At 40.1% G+C, this 16,742-nt stretch carries 17 protein-coding genes and 2 riboswitches; all 17 genes read right to left on the bottom strand.

Going from position 1 to position 16,742, the window contains the following annotated elements; translation table 11 throughout:
- Nucleotides 1-461: 461 nt before the first annotated feature.
- The 17 genes from ACFSTH_RS13820 to nadB all read right to left on the bottom strand — a co-directional run bounded on the left by ACFSTH_RS13820 (nucleotide 462) and on the right by nadB (nucleotide 16,723).
- Nucleotides 462-1,256 carry a transglutaminase-like domain-containing protein gene (locus ACFSTH_RS13820; RefSeq protein ID WP_377770594.1) on the bottom strand — a complete coding sequence of 265 codons (795 nt, stop codon included), beginning with the start codon at nucleotides 1,254-1,256 and terminating at the stop codon, nucleotides 462-464.
- Nucleotides 1,257-1,270: 14 nt separating this feature from the next.
- Nucleotides 1,271-1,363: riboswitch (cyclic di-GMP riboswitch) on the bottom strand.
- Nucleotides 1,364-1,421: 58 nt separating this feature from the next.
- Nucleotides 1,422-1,509, bottom strand: a riboswitch (cyclic di-GMP riboswitch).
- 265 nt (nucleotides 1,510-1,774) lie between these two features.
- On the bottom strand, nucleotides 1,775-3,274 hold the full coding sequence (lysS, locus tag ACFSTH_RS13815) for a lysine--tRNA ligase (RefSeq protein WP_377770596.1): 1,500 nt from the start codon (nucleotides 3,272-3,274) through the stop codon (nucleotides 1,775-1,777).
- Between the two features lie 205 nt (nucleotides 3,275-3,479).
- Entirely contained in the window at nucleotides 3,480-3,956 is a 477-nt protein-coding gene (gene greA, locus ACFSTH_RS13810; protein ID WP_377770598.1) for a transcription elongation factor GreA, read from the bottom strand.
- A 319-nt stretch (nucleotides 3,957-4,275) separates the two neighbouring features.
- Nucleotides 4,276-5,265 carry a tRNA dihydrouridine synthase DusB gene (gene dusB / locus ACFSTH_RS13805; RefSeq protein WP_377770600.1) on the bottom strand — a complete coding sequence of 330 codons (990 nt, stop codon included), beginning with the start codon at nucleotides 5,263-5,265 and terminating at the stop codon, nucleotides 4,276-4,278.
- 15 nt (nucleotides 5,266-5,280) lie between these two features.
- Nucleotides 5,281-5,484: a helix-turn-helix domain-containing protein gene (locus ACFSTH_RS13800; protein ID WP_377770602.1), complete on the bottom strand. Its 204-nt coding sequence runs from the start codon at nucleotides 5,482-5,484 to the stop codon at nucleotides 5,281-5,283.
- Nucleotides 5,436-5,987 carry a 2-amino-4-hydroxy-6-hydroxymethyldihydropteridine diphosphokinase gene (folK, locus tag ACFSTH_RS13795; protein ID WP_377770604.1) on the bottom strand — a complete coding sequence of 184 codons (552 nt, stop codon included), beginning with the start codon at nucleotides 5,985-5,987 and terminating at the stop codon, nucleotides 5,436-5,438. The genes ACFSTH_RS13800 and folK overlap by 49 nt, the downstream gene beginning before the upstream one ends.
- Before the next feature lies 1 nt (nucleotide 5,988).
- Nucleotides 5,989-6,357, bottom strand: coding sequence for a dihydroneopterin aldolase (gene folB / locus ACFSTH_RS13790; protein ID WP_377770606.1), 369 nt, complete (start codon nucleotides 6,355-6,357; stop codon nucleotides 5,989-5,991).
- Between the two features lie 59 nt (nucleotides 6,358-6,416).
- Nucleotides 6,417-7,271 (bottom strand): dihydropteroate synthase, encoded by an 855-nt coding sequence (gene folP / locus ACFSTH_RS13785; RefSeq protein WP_377770608.1) that lies wholly within the window; start codon nucleotides 7,269-7,271, stop codon nucleotides 6,417-6,419.
- A gap of 6 nt (nucleotides 7,272-7,277) precedes the next feature.
- Nucleotides 7,278-8,234 (bottom strand): aminotransferase class IV, encoded by a 957-nt coding sequence (locus ACFSTH_RS13780; RefSeq protein WP_377770610.1) that lies wholly within the window; start codon nucleotides 8,232-8,234, stop codon nucleotides 7,278-7,280.
- On the bottom strand, nucleotides 8,231-8,809 hold the full coding sequence (pabA, locus tag ACFSTH_RS13775; RefSeq protein ID WP_377770612.1) for an aminodeoxychorismate/anthranilate synthase component II: 579 nt from the start codon (nucleotides 8,807-8,809) through the stop codon (nucleotides 8,231-8,233). The genes ACFSTH_RS13780 and pabA overlap by 4 nt, the downstream gene beginning before the upstream one ends.
- The gene (locus tag ACFSTH_RS13770; protein ID WP_377770614.1) at nucleotides 8,806-10,425 is read right to left on the bottom strand and encodes an anthranilate synthase component I family protein; all 1,620 of its coding nucleotides are present in this window, start codon (nucleotides 10,423-10,425) and stop codon (nucleotides 8,806-8,808) included. Before ACFSTH_RS13770 ends, pabA begins: the two co-directional genes overlap by 4 nt.
- Before the next feature lie 128 nt (nucleotides 10,426-10,553).
- A complete protein-coding gene (gene cysK, locus ACFSTH_RS13765; RefSeq protein ID WP_377770616.1) occupies nucleotides 10,554-11,492 on the bottom strand; it encodes a cysteine synthase A in 939 nt (312 codons plus the stop codon).
- Nucleotides 11,493-11,586: 94 nt separating this feature from the next.
- A complete protein-coding gene (locus tag ACFSTH_RS13760; protein ID WP_377770618.1) occupies nucleotides 11,587-12,546 on the bottom strand; it encodes a peptidylprolyl isomerase in 960 nt (319 codons plus the stop codon).
- 15 nt (nucleotides 12,547-12,561) lie between these two features.
- Nucleotides 12,562-13,461: an Hsp33 family molecular chaperone HslO gene (gene hslO / locus ACFSTH_RS13755; RefSeq protein WP_377770714.1), complete on the bottom strand. Its 900-nt coding sequence runs from the start codon at nucleotides 13,459-13,461 to the stop codon at nucleotides 12,562-12,564.
- Entirely contained in the window at nucleotides 13,461-14,237 is a 777-nt protein-coding gene (locus ACFSTH_RS13750) for a type III pantothenate kinase (RefSeq protein ID WP_377770620.1), read from the bottom strand. The genes hslO and ACFSTH_RS13750 overlap by 1 nt, the downstream gene beginning before the upstream one ends.
- A 4-nt stretch (nucleotides 14,238-14,241) precedes the next feature.
- Nucleotides 14,242-15,117, bottom strand: a complete 876-nt coding sequence (gene nadC, locus ACFSTH_RS13745; protein ID WP_377770622.1) for a carboxylating nicotinate-nucleotide diphosphorylase — start codon at nucleotides 15,115-15,117, stop codon at nucleotides 14,242-14,244.
- Nucleotides 15,110-16,723, bottom strand: a complete 1,614-nt coding sequence (gene nadB / locus ACFSTH_RS13740; RefSeq protein WP_377770624.1) for an L-aspartate oxidase — start codon at nucleotides 16,721-16,723, stop codon at nucleotides 15,110-15,112. Before nadB ends, nadC begins: the two co-directional genes overlap by 8 nt.
- Nucleotides 16,724-16,742: the final 19 nt, after the last annotated feature.

The raw sequence follows: 16,742 nt of genomic DNA, 5'->3' as shown, positions 1-16,742 counted from the left end.
TTCGTCCTGAGCCAGGATCAAACTCTCCAATAAAAGTTTGTAGCTCATTTCTTGCTGACTTGCTTTGTATTACTTCACTCGTTGTTCAGTTTTCAAAGAACAAATCATTGTTTCGTTTTGTTTGTTGCTGTTTCGCTTGTTGTCGGCTGCATCTCAGCGGCGACTTATATAATATATCACAGCTGCCTAGATTAATGCAAGTCTTTTTTTAAAAATCTTTCTATCTATTATTTATCTACTATATATAGATACATTACCTTAGGTAACCACCACTACTACTACCATTACCCTTCACTAGATACTGATGATACTTTCATTATAACCATCTAACCGCTGTCTACAAGCCAATACTATATTCCACCTTCATAACTTGACTTATATTGAGAACACACATGTCTGGCACTCCGCATACAAAAAACGCACATACCATTAAAGTAGGCATGTGCGTTCTTCCTTACATCTTAATATACTTTTTCAACTTTATATTTACTAGCTTCTTTTGCCATTTGAAATTTCTTACCGTTTTTGTGCAATCCTGCATCAACAGTCGTATCAATAATTACCCATTTACCGTCTACAAACACTTCATTCCAAGCATGGTACACATCAACATAAGCGGATTGACCCATTACCAATTTGGCAGGAATGTCAACGCTACGCAACATAGCAGCTGTTAATGTAGAGTAGTCATAGCAGATTGCCAATTTCGTCTTTAACGTACTATCTATATTGGGAATATAATTATTAGCTACCGTTTCAGCCAACTTATTATCGTAATTAATTGTTTTGTATACATATTCATAGATGGCTTTAACTTTCTCTGCATCAGTTTTTAAGTTTTTAGTAAGTTCTTTTGCTTTAATGATAGCAGCATTTTTATTGTTCCACTTAACATTCTGTACAGAATTCAAGAAAACTTGTTGATCTGCACCTAAAGCTAACACAACTTCTTGATGAGCAACACGTTTGTAACTTTTTCCTGAAACATGCTCTAGCACACTGATTTCATATTTACCATTACCCAACTGAAGTGGAAATGTTTCTGCTCCGTATAAGCTGTACGTATATTTTTCAGTTCCTCTAGCTATCATTACTTTCGTGCTCACATTACTTTTCACTGGATAAGTAACCTTAACAATACCTTTATCCACTTGTGCAACATCAATCCAAGTTGCAGCACTCACTTCAGCCGTTAAGTTTCCAAACAATCCTGCAAATAATGCTATAGCCACCATTAATAAACTGATTTTACGCATAATAAAAAACTCCCTTCGGTAACTGGCTACCATTCCACTATTACGTTAGTGGGGAAGGCCCTTTAGCTTTGCGCCCCAATCTTTCGATTGGTTTGCCATTATCGTGTAAAGTTTTTACACATGTAGCAATATTTTCTTATCTTAATACAAAAATAGAGCAGTGCATTCGGGAGCTGGCTGTCATTCCAAGTAATTTGGAGAAGACCCTTTAGCTTTGCGTCCTTGCCTTTCGACAAGTTTGCCGTTATCGTGTGAAGCTCTTAATACCATTGTACTACAATAATTATTTTTTGCAACCTTTTACATAATAAATTCCGCTTATTCCCTTAAAATATAGTCCGAAAGACCTTACCACTTGTAATAAATCTACTTTCCCTCCCCTTTGAAAAGATTATTTACTTTCACATGTATTATATGTTGTTTCAAACAACTCGTCCCGGCGTATTTCTTATGACAACAAAAAACCTTCCACTTCTAATAACAATGAAGGAAAGGTTTCGTATTTTATATAATTAAAATTAATGTTGATCACGCATGTGTGGAAATAATAGAACATCTCGTATAGATGCTGCATTAGTAAGAAGCATAACTAACCGATCTACACCGATACCAAGCCCACCTGTAGGCGGAAGTCCATATTCCAATGCTTGAATAAAGTCATCATCCATATCGTGCGCTTCATCGTTTCCTTGTTCACGCTCTTCTAATTGTGCTTCAAACCGTTCTCGTTGATCGATAGGATCATTTAATTCTGTAAATGCATTCGCGTGTTCTCTAGCTACAACGAATAGTTCAAACCGATCGGTAAATCGTGGATCTTCGTTGTTTTTCTTCGCTAATGGAGAAATCTCCACAGGATGACCAGTAACAAAAGTAGGTTGAATTAAAGTATGTTCCACATACTGTTCAAAAAACTCATTCAAAATATGACCGATAGTCATATGTGACTCTATTTTCACTTTATGTTCTTTTGCAAATTGACGCGCCTCATCATCACTCATAGATTGCGTGAAATCAACACCAGTTGCTTCCTTTACAAGTTCCGCCATCGATACTCTACGCCAGCCTGGTTGCAAATTCACCGTTTGCCCCTGGTAAGTAATCGTTTGTGTACCGAGTACTTCCTGAGCAATATGAGAAATCAAATTTTCTGTCAAGTTCATGATATCATTATAATCCGCATATGCTTCATATAACTCGATCATGGTAAATTCGGGATTATGTCGTGTAGACATTCCTTCGTTTCGATATACTCGACCAATTTCATATACTTTTTCTAGCCCACCAACAATTAATCGCTTTAGGTGAAGCTCTATCGCAATACGCATATAAAGATCCATATTTAACGCATTGTGGTGTGTAATGAACGGAAGAGCATTTGCACCGCCAGCAATAGTATGGAGCGTTGGTGTCTCTACTTCCAAAAATCCAAGCGAGTCTAAATAACGACGCATCGATTGAATAATTCTAGAGCGAGTAATAAATGTTTGTTGTACTTCAGGATTAACAATTAAGTCAACATAACGTTGACGATAACGTAATTCAACATCTTTTAATCCATGATGCTTGTCTGGTAGAGGTAATAACGACTTCGTAAGAACACTCAGCTCTGTAGCTTTAACCGAAACTTCTCCTGTATTCGTTTTGAATACAACACCTACAACACCTACAATATCACCTATATCCAACATCTCAAATGCCGTAAACTGCTGTTCATCGACAGTATCTTTCCGTACATAAATTTGAATACGACCACTCAAATCTTGAATATGAGCAAAGCTTGCTTTCCCCATTCCACGCTTTTGCATAATACGTCCGGCAATACTTACTTTAATCGCTTGCTCAGCTAATTCTTCTTTACTCTCACTTTCATATTGCTTCACAATTTGACCTGCAGTATGCGAGCGTTCGAATCTACTACCAAATGGATCGATCCCGAGTTGCTTTAACTCCACCAGCTTGTCTCTTCTAATTTGCAATAATTCACTTAATTCTTGTTCATTGTTTTCAATTTCCACTTCGTGTCATCTCCTTGAAACTTAAGGCAATACCTAGCACAAACGTTTCATATTAATATGAAGCAGCAACTACGCTACTACACGATCACATGAAACGTCCGAAGGACTGCATCTCTGTTTGCATCTAACCTATAGTCTATCATGTAACGGACTACGATGTAATGCAAAAAGCTTCCTTATAAGGAAGCTTTGCTTTTAGCACACCTTATTTTCTAATATCAATAATCTTGTATTGAATAATGCCAGCAGGTACATTCACTTCCACAACAGTATCTCTCTTCTTGCCCAAGATCGCTTTTCCGACAGGGCTTTCATTCGATATTTTATTTTGCAGCGGATCAGATTCTGCTGTTCCGACAATAGCATACTCCATCGTATCGCCAAACTCCATATCTTCTACAACTACAGTAGACCCGATGCTTACCGTATCGATATTAATCTCATCATCATTGATAATACGCGCATTACGCAACATTTTTTCAAGTGTAATAATTCTTCCTTCAATAAAAGCCTGCTCGTTTTTCGCATCTTCATACTCTGAGTTCTCACTAATATCACCGTAACCGATCGCAACTTTAATACGCTCTGCCACTTCTCGACGCTTCACTGATTTCAAAACTTCCAACTCTTCCTCCAGCTTTTTCAATCCATCTAGAGTCAGAATGATTTCTTTATCGATCATCTTTTCGATTCTCCTGTCGTATAAGCTTTTTTATTATCCTGTTTTTACAGTTGTTTATTACGCATTGTTACTTAATATATTGCCGTCCTATTGGCATCATGCCTATATGGTGTATTCTGCTATGAAGTTTGATTATATTGCACGATTATATGGCAATTGTACCCCTGATGTCAATTAACTTATCTTTTCAAAATGAAACCGTTTCAATTTATGCATACTTTTCACATATTACAATGCAGCTATCGTCAAAATCCAGCAAATAACTACATATAACAATTATTTCTTATTCATTTCAAGCTAATTTTGTCGATTCGATCATTTAGTTAGCCACTGCTTGCTCATCTACTACTTCATCTAAAGATTCCACATATTGTTCCAAAATAGTAACTACACGATCGCGATCTGCTTCTTCCATAATAGCATCCTTCACACGCGGAGCACCTGGCAAACCTTTTAAGTACCATGCCAAATGTTTTCGCATCTCTCTGATGGCTACATGTTCACTGCGAAGAGCAATAAGTCGATCCATATGAAGAACTGCCACTTTCATTTTTTCTCGAGGTGTCGGATCACCTAGCAATTGCCCTGTATCCAAATATTGAATAGTTCTATAGAGCATCCAAGGATTTCCGAAAGCTCCTCTTCCAATCATGACACCATCACAACCAGTTTGATCAAGCATTCGCTTCGCATCTTCTGGTGTTAAAACATCACCATTGCCAATAACCGGAATTGATATCGCCTCTTTCACTTGACGAATAATATCCCAGTCGGCTTTCCCAGTATATAGCTGCTCTCGTGTTCGTCCATGGACGCTAACCGCTTTTCCGCCAGCCCGTTCCACCATTTTAGCATTCTCTACTGCATAAATATGCTGATCATCCCAACCGTTACGCATTTTTACGGTAACCGGTTTATCAACTGCATCTACAACAGCCGATACCAATTCATAAATTTGATTTGTGTCTAATAACCATCTTGCACCCGCATCACATTTTGTAACTTTAGGATCGGGGCAGCCCATATTAATATCAATAATATCTGCGTTTGTTTGTTTATCGACTACTTTGGCAGCTTCAACAAGCGAATCCCGATCACCACCAAAAATTTGCAAACTCAGTGGTTTTTCTCGTTCATCTACATATAACATTTCTAACGTGCTTTTATTAGCCTTGTCACTGACCATCTCCGCACAAACTAATCCCGTACCAAACTCTTTTGCTATTAGGCGAAAAGCAGGATTACATACACCAGCCATAGGTGCCAGTACGACTCTGTTTTTCATTTGGATATCGCCAATTTTTAACATACAACTTTATCCCTCCTAGAAAGACATCAGCTCTTCGTAACTAATCCCTAATGTTTTAGCTATATGGTTAAGCAATTTGGGATCGTTCTTTCTCGTCCCTCGCTCTAATGATCCTAGTACAGCAACCGAGACGCCAAGTTCCTTGGCCAATTCTTGTTGGGTGTATCCTTTTAATTTTCTAAAAGCTCTAACTCTTTGTGCCAATTGGTGGTTTTCCATAGTTTGACACCTTCCTTTCCAGACCGCTGCGCCGCTGCTGTTAATACGGAAACTTGCTGATACAATTCGTGTGGATGTGCCATTATAGCATATAACGGTATTAATACAAAAGCTCTCTCCATCATTCGCGGATGCGGTAATGTTAATTGTTGTTCATCCGTTATGACATTATCATACAGCAGTATGTCTAGGTCAATCGTTCTTGGACCGAACCGTTCACTTTGCTCGCCACGTTCCCTACCCATTTGCAATTCCAACTGCAACAAACGATGCAGCAATACAAGCGGCGACATCTCTGTCTGTACGTAGATGACCATATTCAAAAACTGTGGTTGATCCATATAGCCAACCGGGTCCGTTTCATATATATCCGATATTCGAATAACGTTCGTATTTTCCCATTGGTGAATCGAATGAATGGCTTCCATGAGTTGCCGTTCTCTCTCCCCCATATTAGAACCTAATGCAATATATACTTGGTGTACGCTACTTGCATCTGTCATTCTATACCCGCTCCCTACTCCGCGTCAATTCCACAGTAACTCCATCAAAAAATACTTTGAATGGTGGCGAAGGTTTGGTTACTTTTACGGTAACTTCATGTACCATAGTATAAACGTCCAACAATTGCGACGCAATCTTACCCGCTAGCGCCTCAATTAGCTTTACTGGCTCGCCTTCCGCAATCCGTTGAATATAATCATAAGTTTCCGCATAGTTAATCGTTGTGTTCAAATCATCGGTTTCAGCTGCTGTATGCAAGTCGAGGTTTAAAATAACATCCACGATAAACTGCTGTCCTAATTTATTTTCTTCAGCAAAAACACCATGATAACCATAAAACTTCATCCCTTGCAAATACATTTTATCCATCGTGTCATTTCTCCCTATAGTATATTTCCATTACCTATCATTGTTTTTAAACAGAAACACTAGACATGTACAATGGCATCCGTCATCAAAGCTGCTTGCTTCACCGCTGCGACATCATGCACTCGTACAATTTGGCAACCTTTCATTATACCAATAACTACTGTTGCACACGTACCTTGTATTACTTCTTGCGCCGACAAACCTAACGTTTGCTGAATAAATCGTTTGCGTGATGTTCCTAACAAGACCGGATATTCAAGCGCTACAATTTGTTCGAGCGATTGCATCACTTGTAGGTTTTCCTTATAGTTTTTTGCAAAGCCAATACCTGGATCAAGCCAAATGTTCTGTGCAGCTATACCCGCTTTTTCCGCCAAAGCAATACTTGTTTTCAAATCTGCTATTATATTAGGCAATAACGCATCATAGTTAGCTGTTGGTCGATTATGGTTAATAATAACAGGGCAATTATATGTCGCCGCTACTGTAGCCATCTGGTCATCATATTGCAGCCCCCATATATCATTAATAATATGTACTCCTGCACGCAATGCGCGCTCTGCTGTAACTGCTTTATATGTATCTATCGACAATACTGCACTTGGTAACTGCTCGCGAATTGCTTCAATGATTGGTATGACTCTTTTTATTTCCTCTTCCACACTTACTTGCTGCGATCCAGGGCGTGTCGATTCACCACCAATGTCAATAATATCAGCACCATTATCTAGTAATCGTTTGGCCTGCTCCACTGCTGCTTCAACCGCCACATATTGCCCTCCATCTGAAAATGAGTCCGGAGTAGTATTCAATATACCCATAATTAACGTTCTTTCACCTAGTTGTAGCATGTTATTATCGTTAAAATAATATGCTCGCTTCTGTACATGCTGCTTTGCTGCTGGATCAGTCATCGTTACTCACAACCTTCCGTTATTCGCCTCTGTTTGATATTGATGTAGTAACTGCTTCGTTACTGTACCAATCGTTCCCTCACTAACCACATGTGATTCATTTCTCATATCGATAAGTAACGTAACCGGAACTAACTCCTGAATAGAATTAGTCAGCCATATTTCATCCGCCTGCAACAACTCCGCCCAAGTATATAGCCCTTCTTCTGTGTCATAGCCAGCTTGCTCTGCCAATTCTAACACCCGTTGCCTAGTAATTCCCGGAAGTATGCCAGTCGCAATCGCGGGCGTTTTAATCACCTTCTGATGAACAAAGAAAATATTACTGACAAGCCCTTCCGCTATATAATGTTGCTCCGTTAACATAAGCCCTTCTATACCTGCAAACTGCAACTCATGATGTCGTAATTGTTCGGTACGATACTGATTTGTTTCTTTTTCTTCTTTTTTCCGCTTAAAAACTTCTAATTCACGCTTTCCAATAACATTATTCATAAAATGTAATGATTTGAAACGCACTTTGCCTTCTGGCGTATTCCGATTCGTAGTCAATAATTTTAGTTGTCTTCCAGGAAATATAACACTATCCCATCTTCTATAAGCAGGCAATTGCTGCATCATCAACCAAACGACTGGCTGCTCGTAATCAGATTGCGGCAAACCAAGCTCACCCGATCCACAGCTAACAGTTAGTCGAATATAAGCATCTGCCAATCGATTGGCAGCTAACAATGTAGTAATCCATTCCACTAGCTGTTCATGTGATATGGTCACTTGTAAACCTAACTGCTCACAACCGATCTGCAATCGGTCAAGATGACGGTTCAACAAATAAGGCTTTCCATTATACGTCCGAAATGTTTCAAACAATCCAATACCGTACAAAAAGCTGTGATCATATATCGAGATCACAGCATCGCCAGCTTCTATAATTGTTCCGTTACGCATTAATTTAAATGTCATCGCACTGCACCAGTTTGCTGCAAGAAATTACGAAGAATCGCATGCCCATGCTCTGATATGATAGATTCAGGGTGAAACTGTACTCCTTCGATCACATATTGCTTATGGCGAACGCCCATAATTTCACCGATATCTGTTTCTGCCGTAATTTCCAAACAATCAGGCATACTTGCCCGCTCCACAATTAAAGAGTGGTACCGCGTTGCTACGATTGGTTGCGGTAAATTAGCAAATAGCGCTTGACCATCATGATGAATTTCCGATGTTTTACCGTGCATTAATCGATCTGCGCGTACGACGTTAGCACCAAAAGCTTGTCCAATCGCTTGATGACCCAAACATACCCCCATTATAGGAATACGACCTTGGAAAGTAGTAATAATATCCAAACTAATGCCCGCTTCATTCGGCGTGCAAGGACCTGGTGATATTAATATATGATCGGGAGCAAGCTCTTCTATTTGTTGTAGCGTTATTTGATCGTTTCGTTTGACGACTAGTTGTTGTCCAAGTTCCCCCAAATATTGTACCAAATTATACGTAAACGAATCATAATTATCGATGACTAGTATCATCTGTCATTGCCTCCCTGGTTTTTGTTAGACGCAAATCGTTCGCTCAATTGAATAGTTCGCCATAATGCTTTCGCCTTATTAAGTGACTCATAGTATTCACTTTCGGGATCAGAATCAATAACGATACCCGCACCAGCTTGAATATGTGCCTTGCCACCATCCAAAACAATGGTACGAATAATAATATTTAACTCCATATCACCACTATAATCAATAAAACCCATAGAACCAGTATATGGTCCACGGCGTACTGGTTCAAGCTCTTCAATAATTTCCATCGTTCTTACTTTTGGTGCACCAGTTATTGTTCCTCCTGGAAACTTAGCAGCAATGACATCGTATAGACTATAATCATGATGTAGTTGCGCTTCCACTTGCGAAACAAGGTGCATCACATGGGAATAACGTTCAATTACCATCAATTCTTTCACTTCAACAGAGCCATAGGCAGCAATTCGACCAAGATCGTTACGTTCCAAATCAACTAACATGACATGCTCTGCTTTTTCTTTGCTGTCGTTCTGCAATTCATCCGCTAATCTCTGATCATCCGCTGCATCTATTCCTCGCTTCCGTGTACCGGCAATCGGGCGTGCAACTAGTTTATTATCCACCAATTGTACTAACAATTCAGGAGAACCAGACACGATTTGAAATTGCGGTGTCCGTAGCAGCCCCATATAAGGAGATGGATTAATTATTTTCAACCATTCGTAAAGCTCCTCCGCGGTAATCGACACATCTCTACTTTGACGTAAAGATAAATTGACTTGGAATACATCGCCAGCTGCAATATATGATTGAATCGCTGTAACGGCATCCATATAGGCTTGTTTTGCGAATGGTGAAGTATTACCGGACATTGTATCCGCATCAATATCTATCGAATGCTGTTCACTAAAGGTAAAACGCTCTTTGTACAGCTGCTCTCGCACATCTACTTGCTTCGTTTCTCCCAATAGTTTTTCCCAAAATATCTCCATCTGCTGAGCTCGATCCATTGCTTCTGTGTAATACTGCTCTAGTTGTTGTCTGTCTGTTTCGGGAGCAATAGGCTGATGTATTATACAAAAGACTTGCTGCTCTTCATGATCAATCACCCAGATTTCATTAAACTGCATAAATAAGTAATCAGGTATCGCCAAATCATCGTTAGCAAGATCAGGTAACTGTTCAATGCTTCGCGCCACATCGTAGCTTAAAAAACCGGCACATCCACCTTTCCACTTCGGAAACTGACCTGTTGGCAATGATGGTGCTCTATATATACTCATCCAACGTTCAATAGCTTGAAGTGGTTGCTCTTTCCAGGCATGCTTTAGTTGTTTGCTATATTGACCGTCGCCAGCACGATATAATTCGTACGCTTCTGCTTGATCATTTTTCCCTTCAATTAAGCTAGCTGGATGCAATCCCAAATAGGTATAACGACCTTCCTTTCCACTTTCAAGTACAAGCGAGTAGGGCGATGCTTCTTTCCATACGTCTTCCCATGAGTTTAGGTACGGCTGGTGAAGCGGCCAGCGAAATGAATGCACGAACGGGAACATATTATACCGTTTCTCCGCACGCTGTTCATCCCACTCCATCCACTGCTGCCACTTAATTAACATCATTATTTCCTCCGCTTCAAGTTGTTATCTATTCTGCCTAGTATACAAAAAAATATGAGAAGCGTAAATGTATCACGATAGAAAACAAAAAATCCTTCATCCAAAAAAAGAATGAAGGATTGGATCTGCAATTAATCTTCGAAATTAAACAAAGGTGTACTTAAATAGCGTTCTCCATTACTTGGTATAATAGCAACTACTCGTTTTCCTTTACCTAATTGCTTAGCCACTTGCAGCGCAGCATAGATAGCAGCTCCAGATGAAATACCGCATAAAATTCCTTCTTCTTTCGCAGCACGACGAGCATATTCAAATGCATCATCATTTTCTACTGTAATGATTTCATCGTAGATATCACGATTCAGTATATCTGGAATAAAGTTGGCACCGATACCTTGAATTTTATGAGGACCTGGCTTGCCACCCGACAATATCGGTGATGCCGCTGGTTCTACTGCAACAATTTTGATATTTGGAAACTGTTGTTTTAACACTTCTCCTGTACCACTAATCGTACCACCAGTACCAATCCCAGCAACGAAGGCATCTAATTGACCATCATGTGCTTGAATAGCTTCCACTATTTCAGGACCTGTCGTTTCACGGTGTACTTTTAAATTAGCTTTGTTTTTAAACTGTTGTGGCAAAAAGTAAGATGGGTTTTCGGCAACTAATTCTTCTGCTTTCCTTACAGCACCGTTCATCCCTTCGCCGCCTGGCGTTAACACCAAGTCAGCTCCATAAGCTCTTAATAAGTTACGACGTTCAATACTCATCGTCTCTGGCATAACAAGAATAGCTTTGTATCCCTTTGCCGCTGCAACAAGAGCCAATCCGATTCCTGTATTTCCACTGGTAGGCTCAATAATCGTATCGCCTGGTTTTAATAGCCCTTCTTGCTCCGCCACTTCGATCATACTAATGGCGATTCTGTCTTTGACACTAGCTCCTGGATTTTGATACTCTAATTTCACATATATTTCTGCGCTGTCTGCTGGAACAAGTCGATTAAGTCGAACTAGCGGTGTATTGCCGATCAATTCTGTAATACTCTGCACAAGTTTAGTCATAACAGTAATCTCTCCTTATTCCGACTCGAATAGTCGGTATTGATTACTAACATCTTATCAATTGTATTGATTATTTGTCAATTGCTATTTTTACCTATTTGGTAATTAATGCATCATATTTTTTAAGGAGTTCATCTTCTACTTGTTGTTGAGACATGGCTGCCATTAAAGCCAGCTGTTTATGTGCTTCTTCTCGCTGTTTTTCGAGTGACAATGATTCTGTAACTTCTTTCCCCAGCAATTGCACGATAGCATGACCTTGGTCTATTTCGATAGGGCCTGTAATTTGACCAGGTTGCATCCCATCGGTACGAGCTAACAGCTTCTTATCATAGAATGGATCATCTACAGCAATTTTGCCCATATCTCCACCATCATTAGCGGTAAAAGGATCGACCGAGTATTGTCTGGCTAGTTGAGCAAAATCTGCGCCTTGTTCAAGCTCTAATAACAATTGATCAGATTTTTGCTTTGTTTCCGTTACAATCCAACGCATATGCAATAATACTTCCGGCAAAAACTGTTCCGGATGGTTGGCAATGTATTCTTCTATTTGACTATTCGAGATGTTCACCATCGACATCGTTATTTTATCAAGTAGTAATTTACTTTTCACTTCATCACGAACTTGTTGTTTGTCCATACTGAGTTGCTCGCGCATGATCGTATAAAATTGTTCTTCACTATCATAATCCGCGATCCAGCTCTGAAGTTCTTCTTTCATTTCCTGTTCCGTTACCATAATCCCTTGCGCTTGCGCTTCTAATTCCAACGCTTTTTGTACCATCATACTACGCAATACGGTATCACCATGATGAGCATAAAGCTCCTTAGTCAGTTGTTCCCTCGATATTTTTTCGTTGCCAATGGACGCAACAATATCTGTTTTATCTTCCGGCAATAATCCTTGTTCCACGTTATCCGTTTGGGATGGCTGCTCACTTCTCTCTTCACTCGGTTGTGGCCACCATTTAATAATAACAAAGCCAGTCAATGCGATCATCGCAATCGCCTGAACGACAACTACCAATTTAAGCCATTCATATTTCTTCATTACACAATGCCCCGTTTATTGTACAGGTTTCGGTTTTGCTTGTATGAGCAGTTGCTCTAGCTCCAGTTTGTTCAATCGATAGGCTTCATTACAAAATTGACAAACAACTTCAGCCTGGCCATCTTCTTTAATAATTTGAAGTAGTTCTTGTTCCCCTAAACTTATTAGCGTCTGTTCTACACGCTCCGTTGAACATAGGCAAGCAAATTGTAATGGTAGCGTATCATGAATAACTAGATCGTCACCGACTACCCACTGCAATATTTGTTCCGGCGTCTCACCTTGTGCCATTAAATCAGTAATCGGCGGTAATACAGCAATAGCATTTTCTAACTTTGTAATTTCTTCATCAGTTACTCCTGGCATTACTTGTACAATAAATCCACCTGCATGCATAACTGAATTATCCGTATCGACTAAAACGCCTAAACCAACTGCCGAAGGTGTTTGCTCCGATACAGCAAAGTAGTACGTAAAATCTTCACCAAGTTCACCAGACACAATGGGAGTACTGCCTCTATAGGGCTCTTTGAGACCCAAATCCTTAATAATGTGAATATGCCCGCTACGACCAACAGCACCAGCTACATCTAGTTTCCCCATGGCATTACTTTTCAAATGAACATGCGGATGATCTACATAGCCGCGCACTTTCCCTTCGGCATCTGCATCAACTACGATTTGTCCAAGTGGTCCGTCACCTTTTACTTGTATCGTTAATTTTTCTTTATCTTTGAGCATAGCACCCATCATCACTCCAGCAGAAAGCGTCCGCCCCAGCGCAGCTGTCGCTGTTGGATATGTATCATGTTGTTTGCGCAAATGCTCTACTATCGCTGTAGTACGCGCTGCAAAAACCCGTATTTTCCCACCCCAAGCTGTACCACGTACTAATATATCTTGCAACGTTTCCATCATGACATTCCCTCCCGATTTCGATCATAAATAAGGCGCAGTCCTTCTAACGTAAGTAATGGATCGACGACCTTTATTGATTCTGACTCTTCGGCAATTAGCTCTGCCATACCACCAGTTGCAACAACCGTTGGATTTACTTTAAACTCTTTTTTAATTCGGTTAACGATACCATCTACTTGTCCAGCATAGCCGAATATAATTCCCGCCTGCATGGAAGTGACAGGATTGCGACCAATAACACTTTTGGGTTTGACTAGTTCAATTCTTGGCAATTTTGCTGCACGTTGATATAATGCCTCTGTAGATATACCAATTCCTGGAACAATAGCACCGCCTAAATAATCACCCTGTACATCGATATAATCAAATGTAGTAGCTGTGCCAAAATCAATAACAATTAATGGCGCACCGTACTTCGCAATAGCAGCTACCGAGGTAACAATCCGATCAGCACCTACTTCACGTGGGTTTTCATAGCGGATATTTAAACCTGTTTTTGTTCCAGGTCCAACGATTAAAGGAGTACGTTGAATATATTTATGTGATAATTGTTCCAACACCGGCAATAAAGGCGGTACAACGGTGGAAATGACGACCGACTCCACTTGACTTGCTTTAACTCCTACATGCTGGAACAGATTTTGCAATATCATCCCATATTCATCTACTGTAGCGGAACGATTGGTGCTCAAACGCCAGTTTTGTAGTAGCTCTTTATCATTAAATATACCGATAACAATATTAGTATTACCAACATCTATGACCAAAATCATTTTTTTATCCACCCTTCTTCTCAAACAGATCCAAACTAATATCTATGGAATGAAAAGAATATGTTAGGCTTCCAACGGAAATAACATCTATTCCTGTTTTTGCCATATCATAAATCGTTTCTAGTGTAACTCCTCCAGACGCTTCTACGATAACATGGGGACTCGTTTGCTTTATCACTCGAACAGCCTCTGTCATAGTGATATTACTCATATTATCTAACATAATAATATCAGCACCAGCCGCCAACGCTTCTTGCACTTGGTCTAATGTTTCTGCTTCAACTTCTATTTTCATCGTATGAGGAATGTTTGCTCTAGCTGATTGAACAGCGGCAGTAATACTACCAGCACCTTTTATATGATTATCTTTAATCATCACTGCATCATACAGTCCGAATCGATGATTTGCTCCACCGCCAACTCTTACAGCATACTTTTCTAATGCGCGGTGTCCTGGTGTCGTTTTGCGAGTATCAACCAATCGAACAGGAAGTCCTTGTAACGCATCGACAAACATTTTTGTTTTGGTAGCAACACCAGACATTCGCTGTAATAGATTGAGTGCAAGTCTTTCACCAGTCAACAAATGATGAACGCTACCTTCTACTTCTGCAATAATGGTACCAGCCGCTACTTGCTCGCCATCTTTTTTGAAAGCTGTAAATACTAATGTTGGGTCAACGGTATGAAATACAAGCTCAGCAATCTTTATTCCCGCTAACACACCAGCTTCCTTTGCATGAATGACTGCTTTAGATGCTATATTTTTTGGTATGGTAGTTAGTGTCGTTATATCGCCACTACCTACATCTTCAGCAAGCCAAGCGCTAATTTGTTTCCGTAGTTCTATATCATTTATTATCGATAACTGTTCAGACATATTCCTGACGCTCCTTTATCATACCGTATTCTCGCTGTTGTAGAGAATGTTTTTTCCATTTTTCATCATTTAATTGCGGATAGTCTTCACGATAATGAGCGCCTCTGCTTTCTTGTCTCCATAACGCTGCTTCTGTAATGATTAACGCACATGTTAATAAATTGGCAAATTCAAATTGCTCATAGTCTTCTAGACACATATCAAACGTAGGCAGTTGTCTTTCTAGTTCCAGACGCGCTTGCCGCAATCCGGGTTCATGCCGAACTAAACCAACATAGCGAAGCATTAATTTTTGTAATTTCAATCTTTTTTCTACTACAGGCTGAATCATCACTTGCTTACGATCCGTTCGTGTAGAGATTTCAGGCATAGCTGGTAACGGCTCTAGCTGTGCTACTTTAGCAATGATTCTATTACCAAACACAATCGCTTCCGATAAAGAGTTACTTGCTAATCGATTAGCACCATGCACACCAGTTGACGATACTTCTCCACACGCAAACAAACGATTGATATTAGTCTCTCCATGAAGATCGGTTTTCACGCCTCCCATCATATAATGCATCGCAGGAGCTACTGGAATCCAATCTGTCGTCAAATCAAGCCCATACTTTAAACAATACTCATAAATCGTAGGAAAACGATGCTTAATTTTTTCTGGTGATTCATGTGTTATATCTATATATACAAACGTTGACTTCGTCTGATCTATCTCACTTACAATCGCCCGAGCTACAATATCACGAGGAGCTAATTCCTCTAGTTCATGATATTTGTGCATAAACCGTTCGCCTCGGATGTTGCGTAGTACCGCACCTTCACCACGTACTGCTTCCGATATTAAAAACCGAGGAGCTCCCGGGTAACAAAGTGCCGTCGGGTGAAATTGAATAAACTCAGCATCTTGTATAGCTGCTCCAGCTCGATATGCCATGGCGATACCATCACTAGTAGCTACTTCTGGATTAGTCGTGTAGCGATATAACTGACCAGCACCACCAGTACATAGAATGGTTGCCTTTCCACGGACAATTAATCGTTGACCATCTGGCAGTTGGACAAGAACACCATAGCACTCCCCACGCTCCACAATTAAATCAATGACAAAATGATTATCCCAAATTTCGATATTACTATTTGCACTTGCCTGTTCTGATAACGCACGCACAATTTCGTAACCGGTCGCATCACCATTAGCATGCAGTATTCTACGCTGGCTATGCGCTCCCTCTTTCGTCAAAGCTAGCTTCCCATCTTCCTCATCGAACTTCGTACCAAGTTCCATTAACCGCTCAACACCTGCCGGTCCTTCATGTACAAGCACACTAACTGCTTCTGTAGAGCATAGCCCTGCACCGGCATTTAACGTATCTTGCATATGAAATTGTGGGGAATCATCGGTAGAAGTTACAGCCGCAATCCCTCCTTGAGCATAGCGAGTATTACTATCGAGTAGCGACTTTTTCGTAATCAATAGTACCGCGTGCTCTTTACTTGCATGAATAGCGGTAAAAAGACCGGCAATGCCGGCCCCAATAACGATGACATCTTTTTCAATTACAGGAAGCTTATCAAGTTCAATATCTACTAAATAATTCGGAATCATATTTATTCCCCCAGCGGAT

The sequence above is a fragment of the Paenibacillus yanchengensis genome (assembly GCF_042684845.1).
In the GTDB taxonomy this organism is placed as follows: domain Bacteria; phylum Bacillota; class Bacilli; order Paenibacillales; family Paenibacillaceae; genus Pristimantibacillus; species Pristimantibacillus yanchengensis.
This window is presented reverse-complemented; position numbering and strand designations above follow the sequence as displayed.

Bases quoted from the DNA above. Each gene is read 5' to 3' on its own strand.
- ACFSTH_RS13820 (WP_377770594.1), bottom strand. From the start codon at position 1,256: ATGCGTAAAATCAGTTTATTAATGGTGGCTATAGCATTATTTGCAGGA.
- greA (WP_377770598.1), bottom strand. From the start codon at position 3,956: ATGATCGATAAAGAAATCATTCTGACTCTAGATGGATTGAAAAAGCTG.
- dusB (WP_377770600.1), bottom strand. From the start codon at position 5,265: ATGTTAAAAATTGGCGATATCCAAATGAAAAACAGAGTCGTACTGGCA.
- ACFSTH_RS13800 (WP_377770602.1), bottom strand. From the start codon at position 5,484: ATGGAAAACCACCAATTGGCACAAAGAGTTAGAGCTTTTAGAAAATTA.
- folK (WP_377770604.1), bottom strand. From the start codon at position 5,987: ATGACAGATGCAAGTAGCGTACACCAAGTATATATTGCATTAGGTTCT.
- folB (WP_377770606.1), bottom strand. From the start codon at position 6,357: ATGGATAAAATGTATTTGCAAGGGATGAAGTTTTATGGTTATCATGGT.
- folP (WP_377770608.1), bottom strand. From the start codon at position 7,271: ATGACTGATCCAGCAGCAAAGCAGCATGTACAGAAGCGAGCATATTAT.
- ACFSTH_RS13780 (WP_377770610.1), bottom strand. From the start codon at position 8,234: ATGACATTTAAATTAATGCGTAACGGAACAATTATAGAAGCTGGCGAT.
- pabA (WP_377770612.1), bottom strand. From the start codon at position 8,809: ATGATACTAGTCATCGATAATTATGATTCGTTTACGTATAATTTGGTA.
- ACFSTH_RS13770 (WP_377770614.1), bottom strand. From the start codon at position 10,425: ATGATGTTAATTAAGTGGCAGCAGTGGATGGAGTGGGATGAACAGCGT.
- cysK (WP_377770616.1), bottom strand. From the start codon at position 11,492: ATGACTAAACTTGTGCAGAGTATTACAGAATTGATCGGCAATACACCG.
- ACFSTH_RS13760 (WP_377770618.1), bottom strand. From the start codon at position 12,546: ATGAAGAAATATGAATGGCTTAAATTGGTAGTTGTCGTTCAGGCGATT.
- hslO (WP_377770714.1), bottom strand. From the start codon at position 13,461: ATGGAAACGTTGCAAGATATATTAGTACGTGGTACAGCTTGGGGTGGG.
- ACFSTH_RS13750 (WP_377770620.1), bottom strand. From the start codon at position 14,237: ATGATTTTGGTCATAGATGTTGGTAATACTAATATTGTTATCGGTATA.
- nadC (WP_377770622.1), bottom strand. From the start codon at position 15,117: ATGTCTGAACAGTTATCGATAATAAATGATATAGAACTACGGAAACAA.
- nadB (WP_377770624.1), bottom strand. From the start codon at position 16,723: ATGATTCCGAATTATTTAGTAGATATTGAACTTGATAAGCTTCCTGTA.